This is a genomic window from Mycobacterium kyorinense (assembly GCF_001672775.1).
GTDB lineage: Bacteria > Actinomycetota > Actinomycetes > Mycobacteriales > Mycobacteriaceae > Mycobacterium > Mycobacterium kyorinense_A.
This window is the reverse complement of record NZ_LZKJ01000011.1, coordinates 1-17,057: the sequence shown is the minus strand read 5'-3', so window position 1 is coordinate 17,057 and position 17,057 is coordinate 1. Positions and strand designations below refer to the sequence as shown.

The following is a 17,057-nucleotide window of genomic DNA, read 5'->3' as shown; positions in this document are numbered from 1 at the left end:
GTGAACGCCCCAGATTTTGCCGTACGGCCGCAGCTGTCGGAAGATGTTGCGCGCTACGTGCGTAAGCGAATCTTCGACGGAACCTACTCTGCGGGAGAGTACGTGCGGCTGGATCAGCTGGCCGCGGAATTGGGCATCAGCGTGACACCTGTGCGTGAGGCGTTGTTCGAGCTGCGCGCCGAAGGACTGTTGGCCCAGCAGCCGCGCCGCGGCTTCGTGGTCCTGCCGGTGACGGGACGGGATCTCGCCGATGTCGCCAATGTTCAGGCACACGTCGGCGGCGAGCTCGCGGCACGAGCCGCGCTCAACATCGACGCCGTCCAACTGCGCGAGCTCAAAGAAATCCAGGCGCGGCTGGAAGACGCCTATGCCGGTGAGGATGATGAGCTGACCGTGCGGCTCAACCACGACTTTCACCGGGCGATCAACGTTGCCGCCGACTCGCCAAAACTCGCTCAATTGATGTCCCAAATCACCCGCTACGCACCGGAATCGGTATTCCCTACCATCGCCGGCTGGCCCGATCAGTCGATCAAAGACCATCGCCGGGTGTTGGCCGCGCTCGAAGCACACGACGATGGCGCTGCCCGGAAAGCCATGTCGGAGCACCTGGCCGCCGGCGCGGCTCCGTTGATCGACCATCTCGTCGAGCACGGTGTCGTCGACGACACGAGAGGCCCGAACCACACTGCCCGCTGATCAGGTCGCCGAGTACCCCGTGAGTGGACTCGGACGCCGGGTCATCGCCAGGATCGCGGACGTGCGGGAGCGCCATGAGTTGTGCGACGCGGTTGAGACTGGGCTTGCCGACCTGGGCCGAATCGACATCGTCGTCGCGAAACGCCGACATTCTTCCGATGGCGATAAGCCGAACCACTGTTCACTAATTTCCAGGCTATGCCCACCCGTACGTCGAACCAGAGGACATGGCCAATTTGGGAGTCATCCTCGCCAGCAACGAAAGTCGCTACATCACCGGGCAACAGATCCGTGTCGACGCCGGCTCGCTGCTGTTCATGGGCGCCGCTCTGGTTCAGGAAAGACGATGTCCGCGTTATCCGGCATGGCGCTGATGCCTCGTCTGTCGCACACGTCGAGCACCTCGTCGACGATAGAGGCGGGCACGATGAATGTCTCGGTGGATGACATCTGGTCGAGGTGCGCCTCCGATTGACTCCAGTCTGGTGCGACTTTACGGTGGAACAGATATTTGGTCAACTAGACCGAAGAGTGGAGGTGGCTGCGTGGGCGACGACGCTGAGAGCGACCATCTGCAGGTACTGGGCACGCTGGGCTCGGCGCTCGCGGGCCGGCCGCTCGCGGTGGCGCCGCTCAGTTCAGGTGAGCCCGCGTGGACCGACGGTCACACCATTTTCATCGATCCCACTGCCACCTTCCGCACGATGGTGGAGTCGGTGGCCGTGCACGCGTCATTGATCGCGGCCGGCAGTCTCGACCCCGACATCGTGCGCTCACTGTCCCGGTCTCGCCTGGCCGCGCGCTACCTGGCCATCGAGGGGCATCGCGCCCTGGCGGCCAACGCCGACCTGCTGCCGAGTCCGTTGACCGCGCTAATCAACCCGGATCTCGCATCCCACAGCGATTCGGCCGCGACGTCATTTGCCATTGCATCGGGCCGGACCGCACTCGATGATGCGCCGGCAAGCTTCGGCGTCATCCGGCCCAAGAAAGTGTTGTCCGCGGTCAAGCGAGCCGGCAAACAGGTCGACCACGACGGCCCGGGACACGTACCTCGACGCGACACCACCGCACAGGAACTCGAGGAGCTCGACGACGGCGAGGTAATGAACGCCGACGAGCCTGAGTTTTTCACCAGTCCTGTTGGTGGAGGCGGATTCATCGGCAAGTGGTTGAAGAAGTTGCTGTCCTCGGCGCGCCGGCCTGGCGGCAGTGGTGGCGGGCCGCCCGGCGCCGACACCCCAACCCACCGCACCAACTCGGCCAACCGCGGTGCGTATGCCGTGTCGTCGTCCGCGTCCGTGCCTGCCGAGGACGTCGCCGATGTGGCGTCCGACGGCGTGAAATACCCGGAATGGGACGTCAATCGCAAGAGTTACCGTCCCGACTGGTGCACGGTGCACGAGACTGCGGCGCGCGTGAAGGCCTGGGCCCCCCAGTTCATCGAGGAAACCATTGCGCTGCGACGGCCCCTCGCGCGTTTGGGGATGGGCCTTCATCGCCGCCACCGTCAATCACAGGGCGACGACATCGATATCGACGCCGCCGTGGAGACCCGGGTGGAGATCCTGGCCGGCTCGGTGCCCGACGAGGCGGTCTACCTGGATAGCCTGCGTCGACGACGTGACCTGTCGGTCCTGCTTTTGCTCGATGTGTCGGGCTCGACGGCCGAACCCGGCACCATCGGCCGAACCGTGCACCAGCAGCAGCGCACCGCGGCGGCCAATCTCACTGTCGCACTGCATGATCTGGGCGACCGAGTGTCACTGTATGCCTACTATTCGCAGGGCCGTGGCGCTGTGCACATGGTCCCGTTGAAGCGATTCAACGACCATCTCGATACCCGGGTCTTCAGGAGGTTGAACAGCCTGGAGCCCGGCGCCTACTCGCGGCTGGGTGCCGCGATCCGTCATGGATCGGCAGTGCTGGAGGCCCGCGGCGGAACCTCTCGACGGTTGTTGGTGGTGTTCTCCGACGGACTGGCCTATGACCACGGCTACGAGCGAGCCTACGGCGCCGCCGACGCCCGCCGCGCGTTGACAGAGGCTCGCCGTCGTGGGACGGGGTGTGTGTGCCTGACCGTCGGCGCAAGCACGGACGTGGCGTCGCTGCGCAGCGTCTTCGGCAGCGCTGCGCATGCCAGCATCGCCCGGCCTGACCAGCTCACCGGCGTGATCGGACCGCTGTTTCGCTCGGCTTTGCACTCCGCGGAGGTTCGTCGACGTGTGTCATGACCCGGCCCGGCCACGGCTTGAAACAAACATCTGTTCCACGCTAGGCTCGATTGGGCGCAGCGAGTGGGGGCGATGGAAGGGAAGCCATGAGTTGTCCACCGGCCAGGCGAGGACCGTTGACCGCGAGGGGTTTTGACAATGGTTAACGAGTCCCGGCTCACGGCCTACAACGGCACGGTGGCACAGGGCGAAGTGCCGCGTCCGTACTACACGCCGGTAGGCAACGAAGAGGCCGTCTTCAAGGCGGCGTATCGCCAAGGCCTGTCCATCGTTCTGAAAGGTCCGACCGGCTGCGGCAAGACCCGGTTCGTCGAGGCGATGGCGCACGACCTCGGCCGTCCGCTGATCACCGTCGCCTGTCATGACGACCTCACCACCGCGGACCTCGTCGGCAGATATCTTTTGCGCGGTGACGAGACGGTGTGGGTTGACGGGCCATTGACCCGCGCTGTGCGCGAAGGCGCGATCTGCTACCTCGACGAGGTGGTGGAAGCACGTCAGGACACGACCGTCGTACTACACCCGTTGGCCGATTACCGCCGCCAGCTACCCATTGAACGCCTGGGCGTAACGCTGGACGCCGCACCGGGTTTCGGTTTGGTGGTGTCGTACAACCCCGGCTACCAGAGTGTGCTGAAAGATCTCAAAGACTCCACCCGCCAACGCATGACAGCCATCGAGTTCGGCTTCCCCAGCCCTGAAGTCGAGGAGACGATTGTCGCCCATGAGGCCGGCGTGAACGGCGCCACAGCTGCCGAACTGGTTCGCCTGGGCCAGGCAATACGGCGTCTGGAGACCGGCGGCCTGCGCGAGGTCGCGTCGACGCGGGTTCTCATAGCAGCGGGCCGGCTGGTCACCGAGGGCCTGACCATGGTGGAGGCGGCTAACGCGGCGATCGCGGGCCCGCTGACCGATGAGGCATCGGTAAGTCGCGCGCTCCACGAAATGATCGAGCTATACCTGGGTGCTTCGGCCCGAACAGGTGATTGACGGGTACACCCAGCCGTCGCTAATGTCTGAACAAATATTAGGTCGTCAGACTATTTGCGTTCGATCCGTCCCGTGGAGGCCACATGTCCTACGAAAGCAGTGCTGAGCCGATCAAGGTCGGATACCTGATGGACTTCGCGCTCCCTCCCGGCTTCCCGGAGGAACTGTTGGCCTCGTTCACGCAGTGCTTCGACCTCGTCTTCGAGGAGGCGGTTGAACAGGGCTTGATGGACCGACCGGTGCAGATGATCTACCGCGAGGTGGAGGGTTTGCCCAAGGGATCGGTGAAGGCGGTGATCGACGCGTACGGGGACCTCGTGGACGAAGGCTGCCTGGTTGTGTTCGGTCCGAACATCACCGACAACTGTGTGCCCGTGCGGGAGGCCATCGAGGAACGGTTCAAGGTGCCGGCGATCAGCGTCACTGGAACCGACGACTGGCTTGGCGAATGGACATTCGCCTTTCCGCAGGGATCGATGACCGACGAACCGATCTTCCTTGTCGATCTGGTCGCCAAGCGCGGGATATCCGAAATCGGTGTGCTGGTCGAGCAGAACCTGATTGGCGAGTCATATTCGAAGAACCTTCGAAGCGCCTGTGCGCGCAAGGGTATTCGCATCGTGGCAGAGGCGGGCATTGCGCAGACGGCGCAGGATATCAATGCCGCCGTGTCGACCTTGCACGAGGCCAAAGCTCAGGCGATTGTGCACCTCGGGTTCGGTTTCGGGATCGTCTTCATCAACCCCGCGCTCGAGGCGGTCGGCTGGGACCCGCCGCGATTCACCACCACGGCGTTCCAAAACGCGTGGGTCAACCCGATCATGTGGAATGCGTTCATGGGCTGGGTCGGAGTCGACCAGTACGACGAGACCAACCCAATCGGGCAGGCCTGGCTGGACCGCTACGCGAAGAAGTACAACGGCAGCCGCCCCGAGTACTGCGTATCGGTGGTCAACCACGACGTCGCGGCAACCTTGGTCCGGGCGTTCGCAGATGCGCACCCGCTGAGCCCACGCGGAGTCAAAGAGGCGCTGGAACGGGTGAAGATGATGCCCGCGGCATCAGGCGCACCGGGTACGCGAGTTTCCTTCGGCAAGTGGACCCGTCGAGCATGGATGGGCGCCGGCTACTTGGTGGCTCGAACCCTTGACGCCGACGGCGTCAACTCGCACCTGGTCGATCGCTTCGGCGCGGAATGTTGACGCGATGACTACAGCATTTCTTAGGAGCAGGAATGGAACAGCTTTTCGACGACCTCGACGACTTCGGTGCCTTCGACGCCGCGGTCTCCGGTGACGTACGCGATCCGTATACGGAGCTTGCGCGGCTGCGCCGCGAGGAGCCGGTTCAGCGCCTGGACACCTCCGGGATGCCGCATGAGGAATCCAAGCCAGTCTTCATCGTGTACCGGTATGAGGAAGCCCAACAGCTGCTGCGCGACAACGAGACGTTCTCGTCGTCAGGCGTCATCGCGGCTTTCGGGCCGGTCCTCGGCGAACGGGTGATGCTGGGCATGGACGAGCCCGTGCACGGCCGGCTGCGCTCGTTGGTGTCGAAGGCGTTCTCTCAAAAGGCAATGGCCCGTTGGGAAGATGAGCTGGTCGGACGCGTCGCCAATAGCCTCATCGACAAGTTCGCGGCGAACGGCAAGGCCGATCTGGTCAAGGAATTCACCTTTGACTATCCGAGTCAGATCATTGCGGGTCTGTTGGGACTTCCAGAAGAGGATTACCCGCAGTTCCAGCGATGGTCGATTTCTCTGTTGAGCTGGATTCTGAATCCAGAGCGGGGCCTTGCCGCGTCGGCGGCGCTGTGTGACTACTTCGCTCCCATCCTCGCTGCGCGTCGCGCCGAGCCGAAGGAGGATCTGATCAGCGGCCTCGCCCAAGCCGAAATCGACGGGCAGAAGCTCGCAGACGAGGAGATCTATTCGTTCTGTCGCCTGTTGCTGCCCGCCGGCGTCGAGACGACGTACCGGGCCCTGGGAAACCTACTGCTCGCATTGTTATCCGATCCTGCGCAGCTGGATGCGATCCGCGCCGATCGGTCTCTACTGCCGCAGGCGATCGAAGAGGGTGTCAGGTGGGAACCGCCACTCTTGACGATCACGCGGGTCGCCACATGCGACACCGAGCTTGGCGGAGTGCTCATCCCGGCCGGCTCATCGGTCATGCCGATGCTGGGGTCAGCCAACCGACAGGAGGACCGCTATCCGGAGCCCGACCAATTCGACATCTCGCGGCAGGCAAAAAGTCACCTGGGTTGGGGGCATGGTGTACACGTCTGTCTCGGCATGCATTTGGCCCGTATGGAGATGCGGACCGCGATCAATCTGCTGCTTGACCGGCTGCCCAACCTGCGCCTCGACCCCGACGGCGACGATCCGCATATCCGCGGTCAGATCTTCCGCTCACCGACATCGCTGCCGGTTCTCTTCGATGTCATGTAGGGCCTCGGCGCACCCCCGACGGTGTGACGTGTGGCCGCTGGGGCATGGGCGGCCAACATCTCCCGCAACCGGCCGATATCGACCTTGCCGGTGGGCCCGCGGGGGATGTTGTCGTCCGAGCCGACCACCAACCACACCGTCGGCACTTTGAACGAGCTGAGCAGTCTGCGCGCCCAGCCTCGCAATTGGTCAGTCGTCAACGGCGACTCGCATACCACCGCAGCGCCCACCAGATCGCCGGCAGGTCCAGCCACGTTGGTGACAAAGGCATTAACGATGCCGTCGATGGTCCGCAGCGCCGACTCGACCTCGCTGGGATAGACAGTGGCGCCACTGACCTTGAACATGTCGTCGAATCTGCCGTGGTAGAACAGGAAACCGTCTCCGTCGAGGTGGCCGAGGTCGCCGGTGGGGTAGAAGCCGTCGACGGTGAATACATCCTCTCGGCTACGGCGGCAGATACCCCGCAGCGTGTGCGGCCCCCGGATCTCGATCATGCCAACGGTTCCCGTGGCGACGGGATTGCCGGTATTCCGATCGGTGATCCGTACCTCCATACCGGGGAATGGCCTACCGCAGCTGCCCCAGGCGGATTCGGGCATATCGGTATCGGCGGGATAACCGCAATAGGGGCCGAACGCCTCGGTCATGCCGAATAGGTTGGCCCGCGCCCCGGGTTCGCTCCGCTGCTCGCGCGGGAGCAGCGCCTCCAGGCTGCCCGGGCGCAGAGCTGTCAGATCGGCGGTGTCGGCGTGGCACGCCAGCGATTTGGCTTGATCAGGCCAGCCGCGAAACAACGTCACGCGCTCCCGCTCCAGCAGATGCAGCGTGGTTTGCGGCTGGGGGATGTCTTCGGTGACCAAGGTCGCACCGGCCAGCAACACCGACAGCACACCGCCGCCGAATCCGCCAACCCAGAAGAACGGCATCGGCAGATATAACCGGGTGTTCGAGTCGATGCAGCGACTGGCGAGACCGGCCTGCACAGCGCCCAGCGCGCTGCCGTGCGAGTGCACGACCCCTTTCGGCGGCCCGCTGCTACCCGAGGTGAACATGATGGCCATTGGGTCGCTGGGGGTAACCGTCTCGGCCAACGCGTCGACGATGCCCGCGGCAGGCCCAGAGGTGTCAGGCAGGCGGTCGGTACGCCAGACCTGGCGCAGCGCGGGCAGTTTGGTCTCCGACAGGCCATCGAGGTAGCGATGCCCGCGAAAATCCTCCACACTGATCAAAAACTGCACCGACGCGACGCGCAGTTGGGCCGTCAATTCCGCTGGCTTCAACAGCGTGCTCAGCGGAACCAGGACGGCCCCGATCCGCGTCAGCGCCATGGCGATCTGCACCCAACCGACACTGTTGGGCATGATCAACCCGACGCGGCTGCCTTTTCCGACACCGGCTTCGATGAACGCCGCTGCCAAGTCGCGTGTGGTGGTATCGAGTTCGTGGTAGCTGAGCCGGCAGTTGGAGTCGATCACCATCGGCTTGGCGCCGTGTTGCGTGGCGCGCGCCCGCAGCACTTGGTCGATCGTGGCGTCAGACATCGAACATCTTCGTCAGTTGCCGCATGTCGACCTTGCCACTGGACAGCAGCGGAACATCGGCGCGTTGGAGGACGGCAAACCGGGTGGGAATCTTGTACGCGGAGAGTTCAGCCTTGAGTCGGCGGCGGACGGCGGTTTCGTCGAACCGTTCACCGGTTTCCAGAACGACCACCGCGGCGACCGCCTGTCCGCGCACGGGATCGGGGATGCCAAATACCTGGGCTACCGCGCCCCCGGTGACTTTGGTGATGGCCTTCTCCACCTCCGTGGGTGAGACGTTGGCGCCGGCGGTCTTGATCATCGAATCGCGGCGCCGCACGAAGTACACGAACCCGTCACGATCGGCGGCAACCAGATCACCGGTGTGAAACCAGCCATCGGCGTCGAAGCACTCTTCTCGGCTGCGTTTGTAGTACCGCTGCATCAGATAGCCGCCGCGGATACACAATTCGCCGAGTTCGCCGTCTTCGACCGGGGTGCCGCTGTCGGGATCGATGATCGTGGTCTCGAAGCCGGGGGCCGGTTTGCCGAACGAACCACGACGGTGTTCGGGCTGGTCGGTTTCGTCGTCGCTGATCAATACGACGCTGCCGCCTTCGGTCAGGCCGAGCATGTTGTGGCGCAACTCCGGATCGGCCGGTCGCGCATCCGCAGCCATGATCGGATACAAGTTGCCGCGCCGCATCGATGTCAGGTTCCGACGGCTGAAGCTCGGGTGCTGCGCCAGGTCGGAGACCGCGGCGGCGAAACCGTTGGTGATGGTTGGTCGTTCGGTCTCCAGCAGATCCAGTGTCGCGGCCGGCTCAGAAGCGTTGGAGCACACCAGCGTCGATCCGGCGGCCAGGCTGGCAAGCAACGCGAACCCGAATCCGCCGATCCAGAAGAACGGGGAAGTGCAGAACAAGACATCGCTGGCCGTCAGGCCTCGGATGGCATTGAGGTTCCGCTGATGGTGCAGGAGCGCGGCATGGGTGTGCAGCACGCCCTTCGGGGCGCTCGTCGTGCCCGATGTATAGATGATCGCCAACGCGTCGGACCCGTCGACATCGTCTTCGAGCGCGCTCAACAGCGGCTCGTCAACGGTCTCGGCGAGGCGGTGGACGCGGTCGAGATCGATGATCACATGACGCAGGGCTGGGGAGCGGATGCTGAAGAGTCGTTCGTTGGAATCGACGCCGGTGTCGGATACCACCTCGGCAAGGCGCTGCAGGTAGTCGTGGGAGCGGTAAGACCTCGAGGCGAGCAGGATCTCGACATCGCTGTCAACCAATTGTCGGCGCAGTTCGCCGGCGGTGGCGAACGTGGAGAACGGGACGACCACCGCGCCGATCCGCGCTGCGGCCAGCATCCCGACGAGGAACGCTGGCCCATTGGGATAGAGCAGACCGACATGTGTGCCTTTGCCAGCACCCAGCGCGACCAGTCCGCGAGCCAGTCGGGCCGAACATCGCTCGGCCTCGCCGTAGCTGATCCGTTCGTCGTCGCAGATCAACAGCGGGTGATCGGTCCTGCACGCCGCTTGGCGCCGCAGGACTGCCGCGACAGTAACGGAGTCACCTGCCATGGTCACGCTGCGTCGCACGGACCGCCTCACTGAAGAAGCGACGGATCGCGCCGAGATCCGGCTTACCCGACGCGGTTCTCGGGATCTCATCGACAATGGCGATCTCAGCAGGAACCTCGTAGCGCGCCAGCCGGTCCCGGAGGTAGTCCACGAGTGCATCAGGTTCTGCCGTACCCGCTTCCCGCAGTTCGACCATCGCGACCGGTGTTTCGCCGAGGCGTTCGTCGCGCCGCCCGACCACCGCCGCTCCCGCAACCGAGGGGTGGCTCTCCAACGCGATGCGGACGTCGTCCGGCATGATTTTGAAGCCGCCACGGATGATGGCCTGATCGGCGCGCCCGACGATCCACAAAAACCCGTCGGCATCGATGCGGGCCAGATCCGTGGTGCGCATCCACTCGGCGGACGGGCCCAGTTGCCCCGGTTTGACCTCGAGCAGCCCAACCTGATCTGGCCCGAGTGACGCGCCGTCACCGTCGACCACCCGCAGTTGCGCGCCCAGGCTGGCGCGCCCCACGCTGCCGCGTTTGTCAACCCAGTACTTCCGATGGTCGGCCAACGTCCAGCCTGCTACACCGCCACCGAATTCCGTTGCCGCATACGACGTCAACACGGGAATTCCGTACTTGGCGGTGAAGGCCTCGGCGTCCTCGACCGACAGCGGTGCGGTGCCGGACGTGACGGCGCGGACACTGTGCAGGTCTTCGCGCGTCAGGTCCGAATGCAACACCATGCGCAACGCCGCGGGGACCAGCGACACCGCGCGCGGCTTGTGTTTGCGCACCGCGCCGGCCCAGCGATCGAGCTCGAATCGCTCCAACAGCACGAAAGGTCGTGCCTCAGCGACACACTGCAGAATGCGGAATACGCCGCCAATGTGGACCAGCGGCGAGTTGACGATCGCAACGCCACCCCGCAAGCCGGTCGGCGAGGGCGACCGGTCGAACTCGGGGCCCATCACGCTGTGCGCCAGCATGTCGTAGGTGAGATCGACTCGCTTGGGGGGCCCTGTTGTTCCGCTGGTCAACATGCGCACCGCAACCCCGGGCCGCAGATCGCCGTCGTCACCAGGGTCCGCGACTGCCGATCCGCTGAAGAGATCGATAAGCGAGACCAGCGATGTGCCAGGCGCCACATCCGGCAAGTCGTCGGGCTCGCCGACAAGCAGGGGAAGCCGCAACTGGTCGACGTCGGCTAGCGTGCGCTCATCGCCGCGGGCCGGGTTGATCGCGACGACCGTACCGCCGCCCAGCAATACACCCAGCAGCGCGGCGACATGGGCCGGCTTGTTGCGCAGCAGGATTCCGACCTGTCGGTTACCCGCGAGGACACGGACTTTGCTGGTGATATCAGCGAGCTGGCCCCACGACATCCAATGGCCCTCATGCTCGAGAGCCGGTGCATCGGGCTGTAGAGCCAGGACATCGGCAATACGCTGACTGAGCGGGTGAGGCGTCACCGAATTCTCGGCTCCATGGTTGGGCGCTCCGTGCGCGCCGCCAACTGTGCGGTCCCGATCGGGTTGCCCAGCCGGGTGTAGATGAGATTTTGTTCCATGGCTGCGCGATACGGCTTGTCCAGCGATTCCCAGATCGCTTTGACAGTGCCCTGAGTCGCCGACGGCGGCTTGGCCGCGATCGTCGCGGCGATCTCGTGAGCACGCGCCCACAGTCGGTCGCGCGACACCACCTCCGACACCAACCCGATCCGCAGTGCGGTGTCGGCACTGACGCGTTCGTCGTTGCCCAGCAGCGCTATTCGCAGGGCCTCGCTCAAACCGATACGGCGCATCAGGCCGATGGGCTCCAGCGCGCTCACCAAACCGGCGGAGACGTGGGAGTCGAAAAACGTTGCATCGTCCGAGCAGATGACCACATCGGATTCGTTAACGAAGTAGAACGCACCGGCGGTGCACATCCCCTGCACGGCACACACCACGGGTTTCCACAGCTTCTGCCACTTCGGGCTGAGCGCTTCGCCAGGGTCTTCGTGATTCCAGATGTTGTCGGGCTGGCCGTAGGGCGACTTGATATCGAGCCCGGCGCTGAACGCGCGGTCACCGGCGGCACGCAGCACCACCGCGTTGACCGAGTCGTCGGCTTTGACGCTCCGCCAGGCCTGGGCCATCTCTTCACACATGGTGCGGTTGAACGCGTTGAGTTGGCCCGGGCGGTTCAACGTGATGGTCGCGACCCGGTCGAGGGCATCCACCTCGAGGAGGATGGTGTCAAAGCTCATCGGCACTGCCACTCCGGGGACCGCTTTTCGACGAACGCCTGGGGGCCTTCCAGGGAGTCCTCGGTGTGCAGGTTGCGCTCCCGGAAGGATTCGGCCAGCATCTCCGCCTCGTGCAGCGGCAGATCCAGACCCTTGAGGATCGCCAGTCGGGTACCCCGGACGGCCAACGGCGCGTTGGAGTTCACGATGTCGGCAATCTCATGGGCGCGCTCCAACAGGCGGTCGTGCTCGACGACTTCGCTGATCATTCCGAGGTCGTAGGCGCGTTGCGCGCTCATCCGCTCGTGCTTGCCCATCAACGCCATCCGCAGCGCGATCGAGCGCGGCACTACCCGGGCCACCCGCACCACCTCCCGGCCGGCGACCAACCCGATGCTGACGTGCGGATCGAAGAACGTCGCTTTGTCCGAGGCGATCACGATGTCACCGGTGGTGACCCAATCGAGCCCGGCTCCGCAGCACAGTCCATTGATCGCGGCGAGCACCGGTTTGGCCATCGTGCGAAATGGTGGTGTGCCTTCCTGCGGCGCTTCCCACTGTTCGTAGGTGGACAGATATGGCCGTTCGTTGATCACCTTGCCGTCACCGGGGATCGCCTTGACGTCGGCGCCGGTGCAAAACGCCCGGCCGCTCCCGGTCACGATGAGAAGCCAGATGTTGTCGTCGTTTTCGGCTTCTCGGTATGCGGCTCGCAGCTCGGTGATCATGTGCGGGCTCAGGGCATTGAGCGCATCCGGGCGATTCAAGGTGATCGTGGCCTTGTGCCCGTCGACCTCATATTTGATGGTGTCGTACGGCATGCTGTTCCCTTCGTTTAGGCGCGCCGTCACCGGCCGTGAAATTCCGGCGGGCGGCGTTCCTGAAACGCTGCCAAGCCTTCTTTGAAATCTGCGGTTCGGCAAGCCAGTTCGAGACCGTGGAGTTCTTGGGTCATGCCCTGGCTCAAGGTCGCGTGCTGGCCAAAGTCAATGGCCTGCTTGGCCAGACCGATCGCCACCGTGGGGCCGGAGGCCAGCCGGCCGACTAGTTGCTCGGCGGCACCATCGAGGTCCTGGGCGCTGACCGCACGATGGATCAGGCCCCAGTCCGCCGCGTCGGTCCCGTTGATCTTCTCGCCTAGTAGCAGCATTCGTTTGGCCCGTGCCAACCCAACCAGCCTGGGCAGCAACCACGTGGCACCCGAATCCGGACTGAAACCCCTGGCCACAAACGGCTCCCAGAACATGGCGTCGGAAGCGGCCACGGTGAAGTCGGAGGCCAGCGCCAGATTGCACCCGAGGCCGACGGCCCAGCCGCGTACCGCGCACACCACCGGTAGCTGGACGGTCTGGATCAGCTCGATCACGCGGTGGGAGGTGTGCGGGATACGCCGGACGAGATGTCCGACACGAGGGCGAGGTTGTCGGCCGTCATTGGTGGCGACCCAGTCCGCGCCGGCGCAGAAATCGTCACCGGCGCCCCGGATGTAGATGGCGCGCAGCGTGTCGTCGCTGGCTGCTTCGGTCAATGCGGCGACGAAGGCCTCAATCATGGGTTGGCTCAACGAGTTGCGCCGGGAGGGCCGGTCGAGCGTCAGCCGCAGGATCCCGCCGTCCCGGTCCGCCGTCAGCGAGCCCTCGTCGGGCTCGGGGTCGAGCTGTTGACTCACCGTTGAATCCGCCCTTCCCCGCCGCTACGGTTACCCCTACAGTAGGCAATACGATTGCTACTCTGTATAACTTAGCAAGGAAAGCCCCTCGGCGGAACAGCCGCTTCACCGGAAGAGGACGCGATGGCGCAGAGCAGCGGCCCCGCAGGTGCCCGGTTTGGCGAACAGCCGCTGGCCCAGACCGTCGCCGCAGCGGGCGCTATCCGGCGGCTCGGCTCACTGCTGTTGTCGTTGGAGAACTCCCACCCGACAGTTGACGACATGATCGCGCAATGCGCCGAATGGGAACGTGAGCTCTCAGCAGTTGCTCCACCGGATAGCGCACCCCGGATCGGCGACGACGACGACACCCGCCGGGTGTATCTCGATCACGCCACCGACATCGGCGCGTTCAACCCGTGCTTCCCCGAATACTGCTTCGATCGGCTCGACGCGGAGACGGCGTCGGGTCGGGTCACCTTTCCACTGGTGTACGAGGGCCCACCGGGGTTGGTGCATGGCGGTTTTCTCGGTGTCTTCTTCGACTGTGTTATCCAGCACCAGAACTGCGTTACCGGCCTGTCGGGCAAAACGCGGTCGCTCAACGTGACGTTTCGCCGGCCGACACCGATCCTCACCGAACTGCGCTTCGAGATCACCCGGTCTCAGGTCGATCGGGGCATCACGTCGACGGCCCGGCTGCTGCTGGACGACGAGGTGCTGTGCACCGGCGAGGCGAACACACTGGCAACGACCCCGGACAAGTTGGCCGGACATCGTTTCGGCAAGCGGCGAGCTGAGCAGGCCTGACGTGGTCGCGCAGCGCATTCGTCAACCGCGCATTGCGGAAATCGTGGCAGCCCGGTTGCGCGACGATATCTTGTCCGGGCGCTTGAAGGAAGGCGACGTGTTGCCGTCGCAGGAGAGCCTGTTCGGTGAGTTCGGCGTCAGTCCGCCGGCTTTGCGTGAGGCGATCCACCTTCTCGAGACCGATGGCCTGATCTCGGTGCGTCGCGGGAATGTCGGCGGCGCAGTCGTTCATGCACCGACGGCCGAACGGACCGCGCACATGATTAGCATGGTGCTGCAGGCGCGGGCTGCCACGCCGGCCGACGTCAGTGAGGCGCTGCTGCATCTGGAGCCGATCTGCGCCGGGATGTGCGCCGCCCGCGATGACCGCATGACGGAGGTCGTGCCTTACCTGCAGGCCGAAATCGATGCCCAGACAGAGCAGTTCGATGACCTGGCTCGGTACGTGCCCAATGCGCGGCGGTTTCATGAGACGTTGGTCTCCCGGTGCGGCAACCAACCGATGATCCTGCTGATCGGCTCGTTGGAGCTGATCTGGTCGGCGCACGAGTCATCGGTGTGGAGCGACGACGGCGACCCGGCGCCGATGGCAGGTAAGACCCGCCGCGCTGCGTTGCGCGCCCATCAGCGTCTGCTCGACGCCGTCCGCGACGGCAATGTCGCACGTGCGGTCCGGCTCGGACAGGATCACCTGGCCGCGGCGCGCCGCAATACGCTCGCCTTTGGCAGTGACAAAACCATTGAGGCAAACCGAATGTCGGAGGCGGGCCGGGCGAGGAACAACGGGTGGCCATCACCTAGGAAGGAGTCTGACGCATGACCGACTCGGACGGCCGGGTCCTCTTCGACGTCGATCCGGAAAAGCGGATCGCGACCATCACCTTGAACAACCCCGCGCAACGCAACTCCTACGACGCGACTATGCGTGCGGCCGTCGCCGGATATCTGGACCGGGTCGCCGACGACGACGATCTCACCGTGGTGCTGCTGCGCGGCACTGACGGGGTCTTCAGCACCGGCGCCGATATGAACAATGCGTACGGCTGGTACGGCGAGCAAGGATCCAAGAGTCGGCCCAGCCAGCGCCGTCGTCTCACCGTGGACCGCAAGTCATTCGGCTTCTACCACAACCTGATGGGCTTCCCCAAGGTCACAGTTGGGGAGATCAGCGGGTATGCCCTCGGCGGCGGCTTCGAGATGGCTCTGATGACCGACATTTCGGTCATCGCCTGCAACACGAAGATCGGTATGCCGGCGACCCGCTTTTTGGGGCCGGCGCTGGGCAGCCTGCACATGTTCTTTCATCGACTGGGCCCGGTACTGGCTCGGCGCCTATTGCTGACCGGCGACATCATCGAGGCAGGGGCCGTCGAGCACCTCGGAATCTTCACCGACACTTGCGATCCCGGCATGGTCACCGCACGAGCCCGGCACTGGGCGGAGAAGGCGGCGAAAATGCCGGCCGACGGTGTCGTCATCGCCAAGGAAGCGTTTCGGCTCGTCGAACAGAACCAGGCCTACCAAGGTGAGGAAGTCGCGAGCTACCTCTTCCACGCCTTCGGAACGAACTTGCAGTTCGCGCCAGGCGAGTTCAACTTTGTCAAAACGCGCGCCGAACACGGGACGAAGGAGGCCTTCCGGCTCCGCGACGAGCATTTCGACGTACCGGAACCCGAAGCACCGTAAGGAGTTCCGCGCTACCGAGAGGCCTTGGCCCGTCCGCGGGTCTTTGCGGACTTGGCTACCTTCGCCTGGCGCGGCGTCGACTTGGCTCGCTGTTCCATCAGCCGGCCGGCATGATCCAGGATGCAGTCCAGGCCGTACTCGAAATTGCTGTCGTCGGGCGTTCCGATGTGATGGCCCTTGGCGGTCATTTGAGCAAGCAGCGGGGTTGTTTCGGCGTCGATGATCATCGAGTCCTCGATCGTGCGTGCCCCGTTCTCGGTCGCCGCATTCTTCTCGTGCAACCGATGCAGCACCACCGATCCCCGGACATGAACCGACACCGCCGAGTACGTGTCGAACGCGTCCTCCGGCGATAAGCCTGCCTCCACCAAACCCGCGATCGCCTTCTCGATCTGCTGAACACCCATCCGCGCCGCTTTGGGGCTGAGCGCCGATCTGATCAGGATCAGATCGCACAGTATGGGGTTGCCCATGAACGCTTCCCGCATCGACAGCGCGTGATTGCGCAACGACTCGCGCCAGTCGCTGGCCTCGACGTACGGCGTGGCGAACACGTACTTGCGCAACGCGCGGTCGGTCATCGCGTTGAGCAGATCGTCCTTCTTACGGAAGTACCAGTAGATGCTGGTGACTCCCACGCCGAGGTGCTTGCCGAGCAACGGCATGCTCAAGTTGTCGATCGACACCTCCTCGGCGAGCTCGAATGCGCCACTGATGATGTCATCGGGATTGATGGACCCGCGTTCACGTCGCTGACGCTTGACCGCGGTCGCTTGCTTTGCCACTAGGGGCACCTCCATCAAAGTTCGCTGCTGCGCATGCTGTCCTGGCCCGCGCGGCCGTCAGGCTCGAATTTACCGGCAGTTTGCTCACCGAACTGCATCGTTGCAGCCGCGCCGCCGTTACGATCTACTACTGTAATACCTATCGTAGGGGCTTTGGTACGCGATGGATCTGGGGCTGCGCAAGGAGTGAATCGTGGCAACGGCCGGCGAAGCACGCGCATGGGCGCGCGGCGCATTGCGCGGCATCGGCGACTCGCTCTACACCCCGTTTTGCGGCATCGACGGCGACGATATCGACTGGGCCGCGTATCGCACGTTGGTCCGCTATTGCGCGGGCGATCTCAGGCATCCGCTGCTGTGGTGCACCAGCGGTATCGCGGAGTTCTGGTCATTGACGCTCGAGGAGCGTAAGCGGTTGCTGGAGGTGGCGA

General features: G+C 64.4%; 16 protein-coding genes and 2 pseudogenes. 10 read left to right on the top strand and 8 right to left on the bottom strand.

Annotated features, from left to right (window positions below; all coding sequences use genetic code 11):
* Complete coding sequence (locus A5707_RS01030; RefSeq protein WP_065012678.1) at positions 1–699, top strand: GntR family transcriptional regulator; 699 nt, start codon at positions 1–3, stop codon at positions 697–699.
* Between the two features lie 227 nt (positions 700–926).
* A complete protein-coding gene (locus A5707_RS24265) occupies positions 927–1,073 on the top strand; it encodes a hypothetical protein (protein WP_232000586.1) in 147 nt (48 codons plus the stop codon).
* Here the strand turns inward: A5707_RS24265 and A5707_RS23635 are convergent.
* Positions 1,015–1,164 (bottom strand): annotated as a pseudogene (locus A5707_RS23635) (short-chain dehydrogenase); the annotation flags it as partial. The gene A5707_RS24265 and the pseudogene A5707_RS23635 overlap by 59 nt on opposite strands.
* An 80-nt stretch (positions 1,165–1,244) precedes the next feature.
* Here A5707_RS23635 and A5707_RS01025 point away from each other — a divergent pair.
* The 4 genes from A5707_RS01025 (at position 1,245) to A5707_RS01010 (ending at position 6,372) form a co-directional block, all read left to right on the top strand.
* On the top strand, positions 1,245–2,933 hold the full coding sequence (locus A5707_RS01025) for a nitric oxide reductase activation protein NorD (protein ID WP_065012677.1): 1,689 nt from the start codon (positions 1,245–1,247) through the stop codon (positions 2,931–2,933).
* Positions 2,934–3,071: 138 nt separating this feature from the next.
* Positions 3,072–3,923 (top strand): CbbQ/NirQ/NorQ/GpvN family protein, encoded by an 852-nt coding sequence (locus A5707_RS01020; RefSeq protein ID WP_065012676.1) that lies wholly within the window; start codon positions 3,072–3,074, stop codon positions 3,921–3,923.
* Between the two features lie 83 nt (positions 3,924–4,006).
* On the top strand, positions 4,007–5,125 hold the full coding sequence (locus A5707_RS01015; RefSeq protein ID WP_065012675.1) for an ABC transporter substrate-binding protein: 1,119 nt from the start codon (positions 4,007–4,009) through the stop codon (positions 5,123–5,125).
* A gap of 32 nt (positions 5,126–5,157) precedes the next feature.
* Positions 5,158–6,372, top strand: a complete 1,215-nt coding sequence (locus A5707_RS01010; RefSeq protein WP_065012674.1) for a cytochrome P450 — start codon at positions 5,158–5,160, stop codon at positions 6,370–6,372.
* Here the strand turns inward: A5707_RS01010 and A5707_RS01005 are convergent.
* The 6 genes from A5707_RS01005 to A5707_RS00980 are packed head-to-tail and all read right to left on the bottom strand — an operon-like array spanning position 6,321 to position 13,366.
* Positions 6,321–7,916, bottom strand: coding sequence for a class I adenylate-forming enzyme family protein (locus A5707_RS01005; RefSeq protein ID WP_082969171.1), 1,596 nt, complete (start codon positions 7,914–7,916; stop codon positions 6,321–6,323). The two genes, A5707_RS01010 and A5707_RS01005, sit on opposite strands and share 52 nt — an antisense overlap.
* Positions 7,909–9,480 carry a class I adenylate-forming enzyme family protein gene (locus A5707_RS01000; protein ID WP_065012673.1) on the bottom strand — a complete coding sequence of 524 codons (1,572 nt, stop codon included), beginning with the start codon at positions 9,478–9,480 and terminating at the stop codon, positions 7,909–7,911. Before A5707_RS01000 ends, A5707_RS01005 begins: the two co-directional genes overlap by 8 nt.
* Positions 9,470–10,939 carry an AMP-binding protein gene (locus A5707_RS00995; RefSeq protein ID WP_065012672.1) on the bottom strand — a complete coding sequence of 490 codons (1,470 nt, stop codon included), beginning with the start codon at positions 10,937–10,939 and terminating at the stop codon, positions 9,470–9,472. The genes A5707_RS01000 and A5707_RS00995 overlap by 11 nt, the downstream gene beginning before the upstream one ends.
* The gene (locus A5707_RS00990) at positions 10,936–11,718 is read right to left on the bottom strand and encodes an enoyl-CoA hydratase/isomerase family protein (protein ID WP_065012690.1); all 783 of its coding nucleotides are present in this window, start codon (positions 11,716–11,718) and stop codon (positions 10,936–10,938) included. The genes A5707_RS00995 and A5707_RS00990 overlap by 4 nt, the downstream gene beginning before the upstream one ends.
* On the bottom strand, positions 11,715–12,518 hold the full coding sequence (locus tag A5707_RS00985) for an enoyl-CoA hydratase/isomerase family protein (protein ID WP_065012671.1): 804 nt from the start codon (positions 12,516–12,518) through the stop codon (positions 11,715–11,717). Before A5707_RS00985 ends, A5707_RS00990 begins: the two co-directional genes overlap by 4 nt.
* 26 nt (positions 12,519–12,544) lie before the next feature.
* On the bottom strand, positions 12,545–13,366 hold the full coding sequence (locus A5707_RS00980) for an enoyl-CoA hydratase/isomerase family protein (RefSeq protein WP_065012670.1): 822 nt from the start codon (positions 13,364–13,366) through the stop codon (positions 12,545–12,547).
* 123 nt (positions 13,367–13,489) lie between these two features.
* Between A5707_RS00980 and A5707_RS00975 the strand changes: the two genes are divergently transcribed.
* The 3 genes from A5707_RS00975 to A5707_RS00965 are packed head-to-tail and all read left to right on the top strand — an operon-like array spanning position 13,490 to position 15,841.
* Positions 13,490–14,155 (top strand): hypothetical protein, encoded by a 666-nt coding sequence (locus A5707_RS00975; RefSeq protein ID WP_065012669.1) that lies wholly within the window; start codon positions 13,490–13,492, stop codon positions 14,153–14,155.
* A gap of 1 nt (position 14,156) precedes the next feature.
* Positions 14,157–14,975 (top strand): FadR/GntR family transcriptional regulator, encoded by an 819-nt coding sequence (locus A5707_RS00970; RefSeq protein ID WP_065012668.1) that lies wholly within the window; start codon positions 14,157–14,159, stop codon positions 14,973–14,975.
* Positions 14,972–15,841 carry an enoyl-CoA hydratase/isomerase family protein gene (locus A5707_RS00965; protein WP_065012667.1) on the top strand — a complete coding sequence of 290 codons (870 nt, stop codon included), beginning with the start codon at positions 14,972–14,974 and terminating at the stop codon, positions 15,839–15,841. Before A5707_RS00970 ends, A5707_RS00965 begins: the two co-directional genes overlap by 4 nt.
* Positions 15,842–15,852: 11 nt before the next feature.
* Here A5707_RS00965 and A5707_RS00960 read toward each other — a convergent pair whose 3' ends face one another.
* Positions 15,853–16,641: a TetR/AcrR family transcriptional regulator gene (locus tag A5707_RS00960; protein WP_065012666.1), complete on the bottom strand. Its 789-nt coding sequence runs from the start codon at positions 16,639–16,641 to the stop codon at positions 15,853–15,855.
* A 178-nt stretch (positions 16,642–16,819) separates the two neighbouring features.
* On the opposite strand from A5707_RS00960, the pseudogene A5707_RS00955 reads away from it, so the two are divergent.
* Positions 16,820–17,057: pseudogene (locus tag A5707_RS00955) on the top strand (dihydrodipicolinate synthase family protein); the annotation flags it as partial.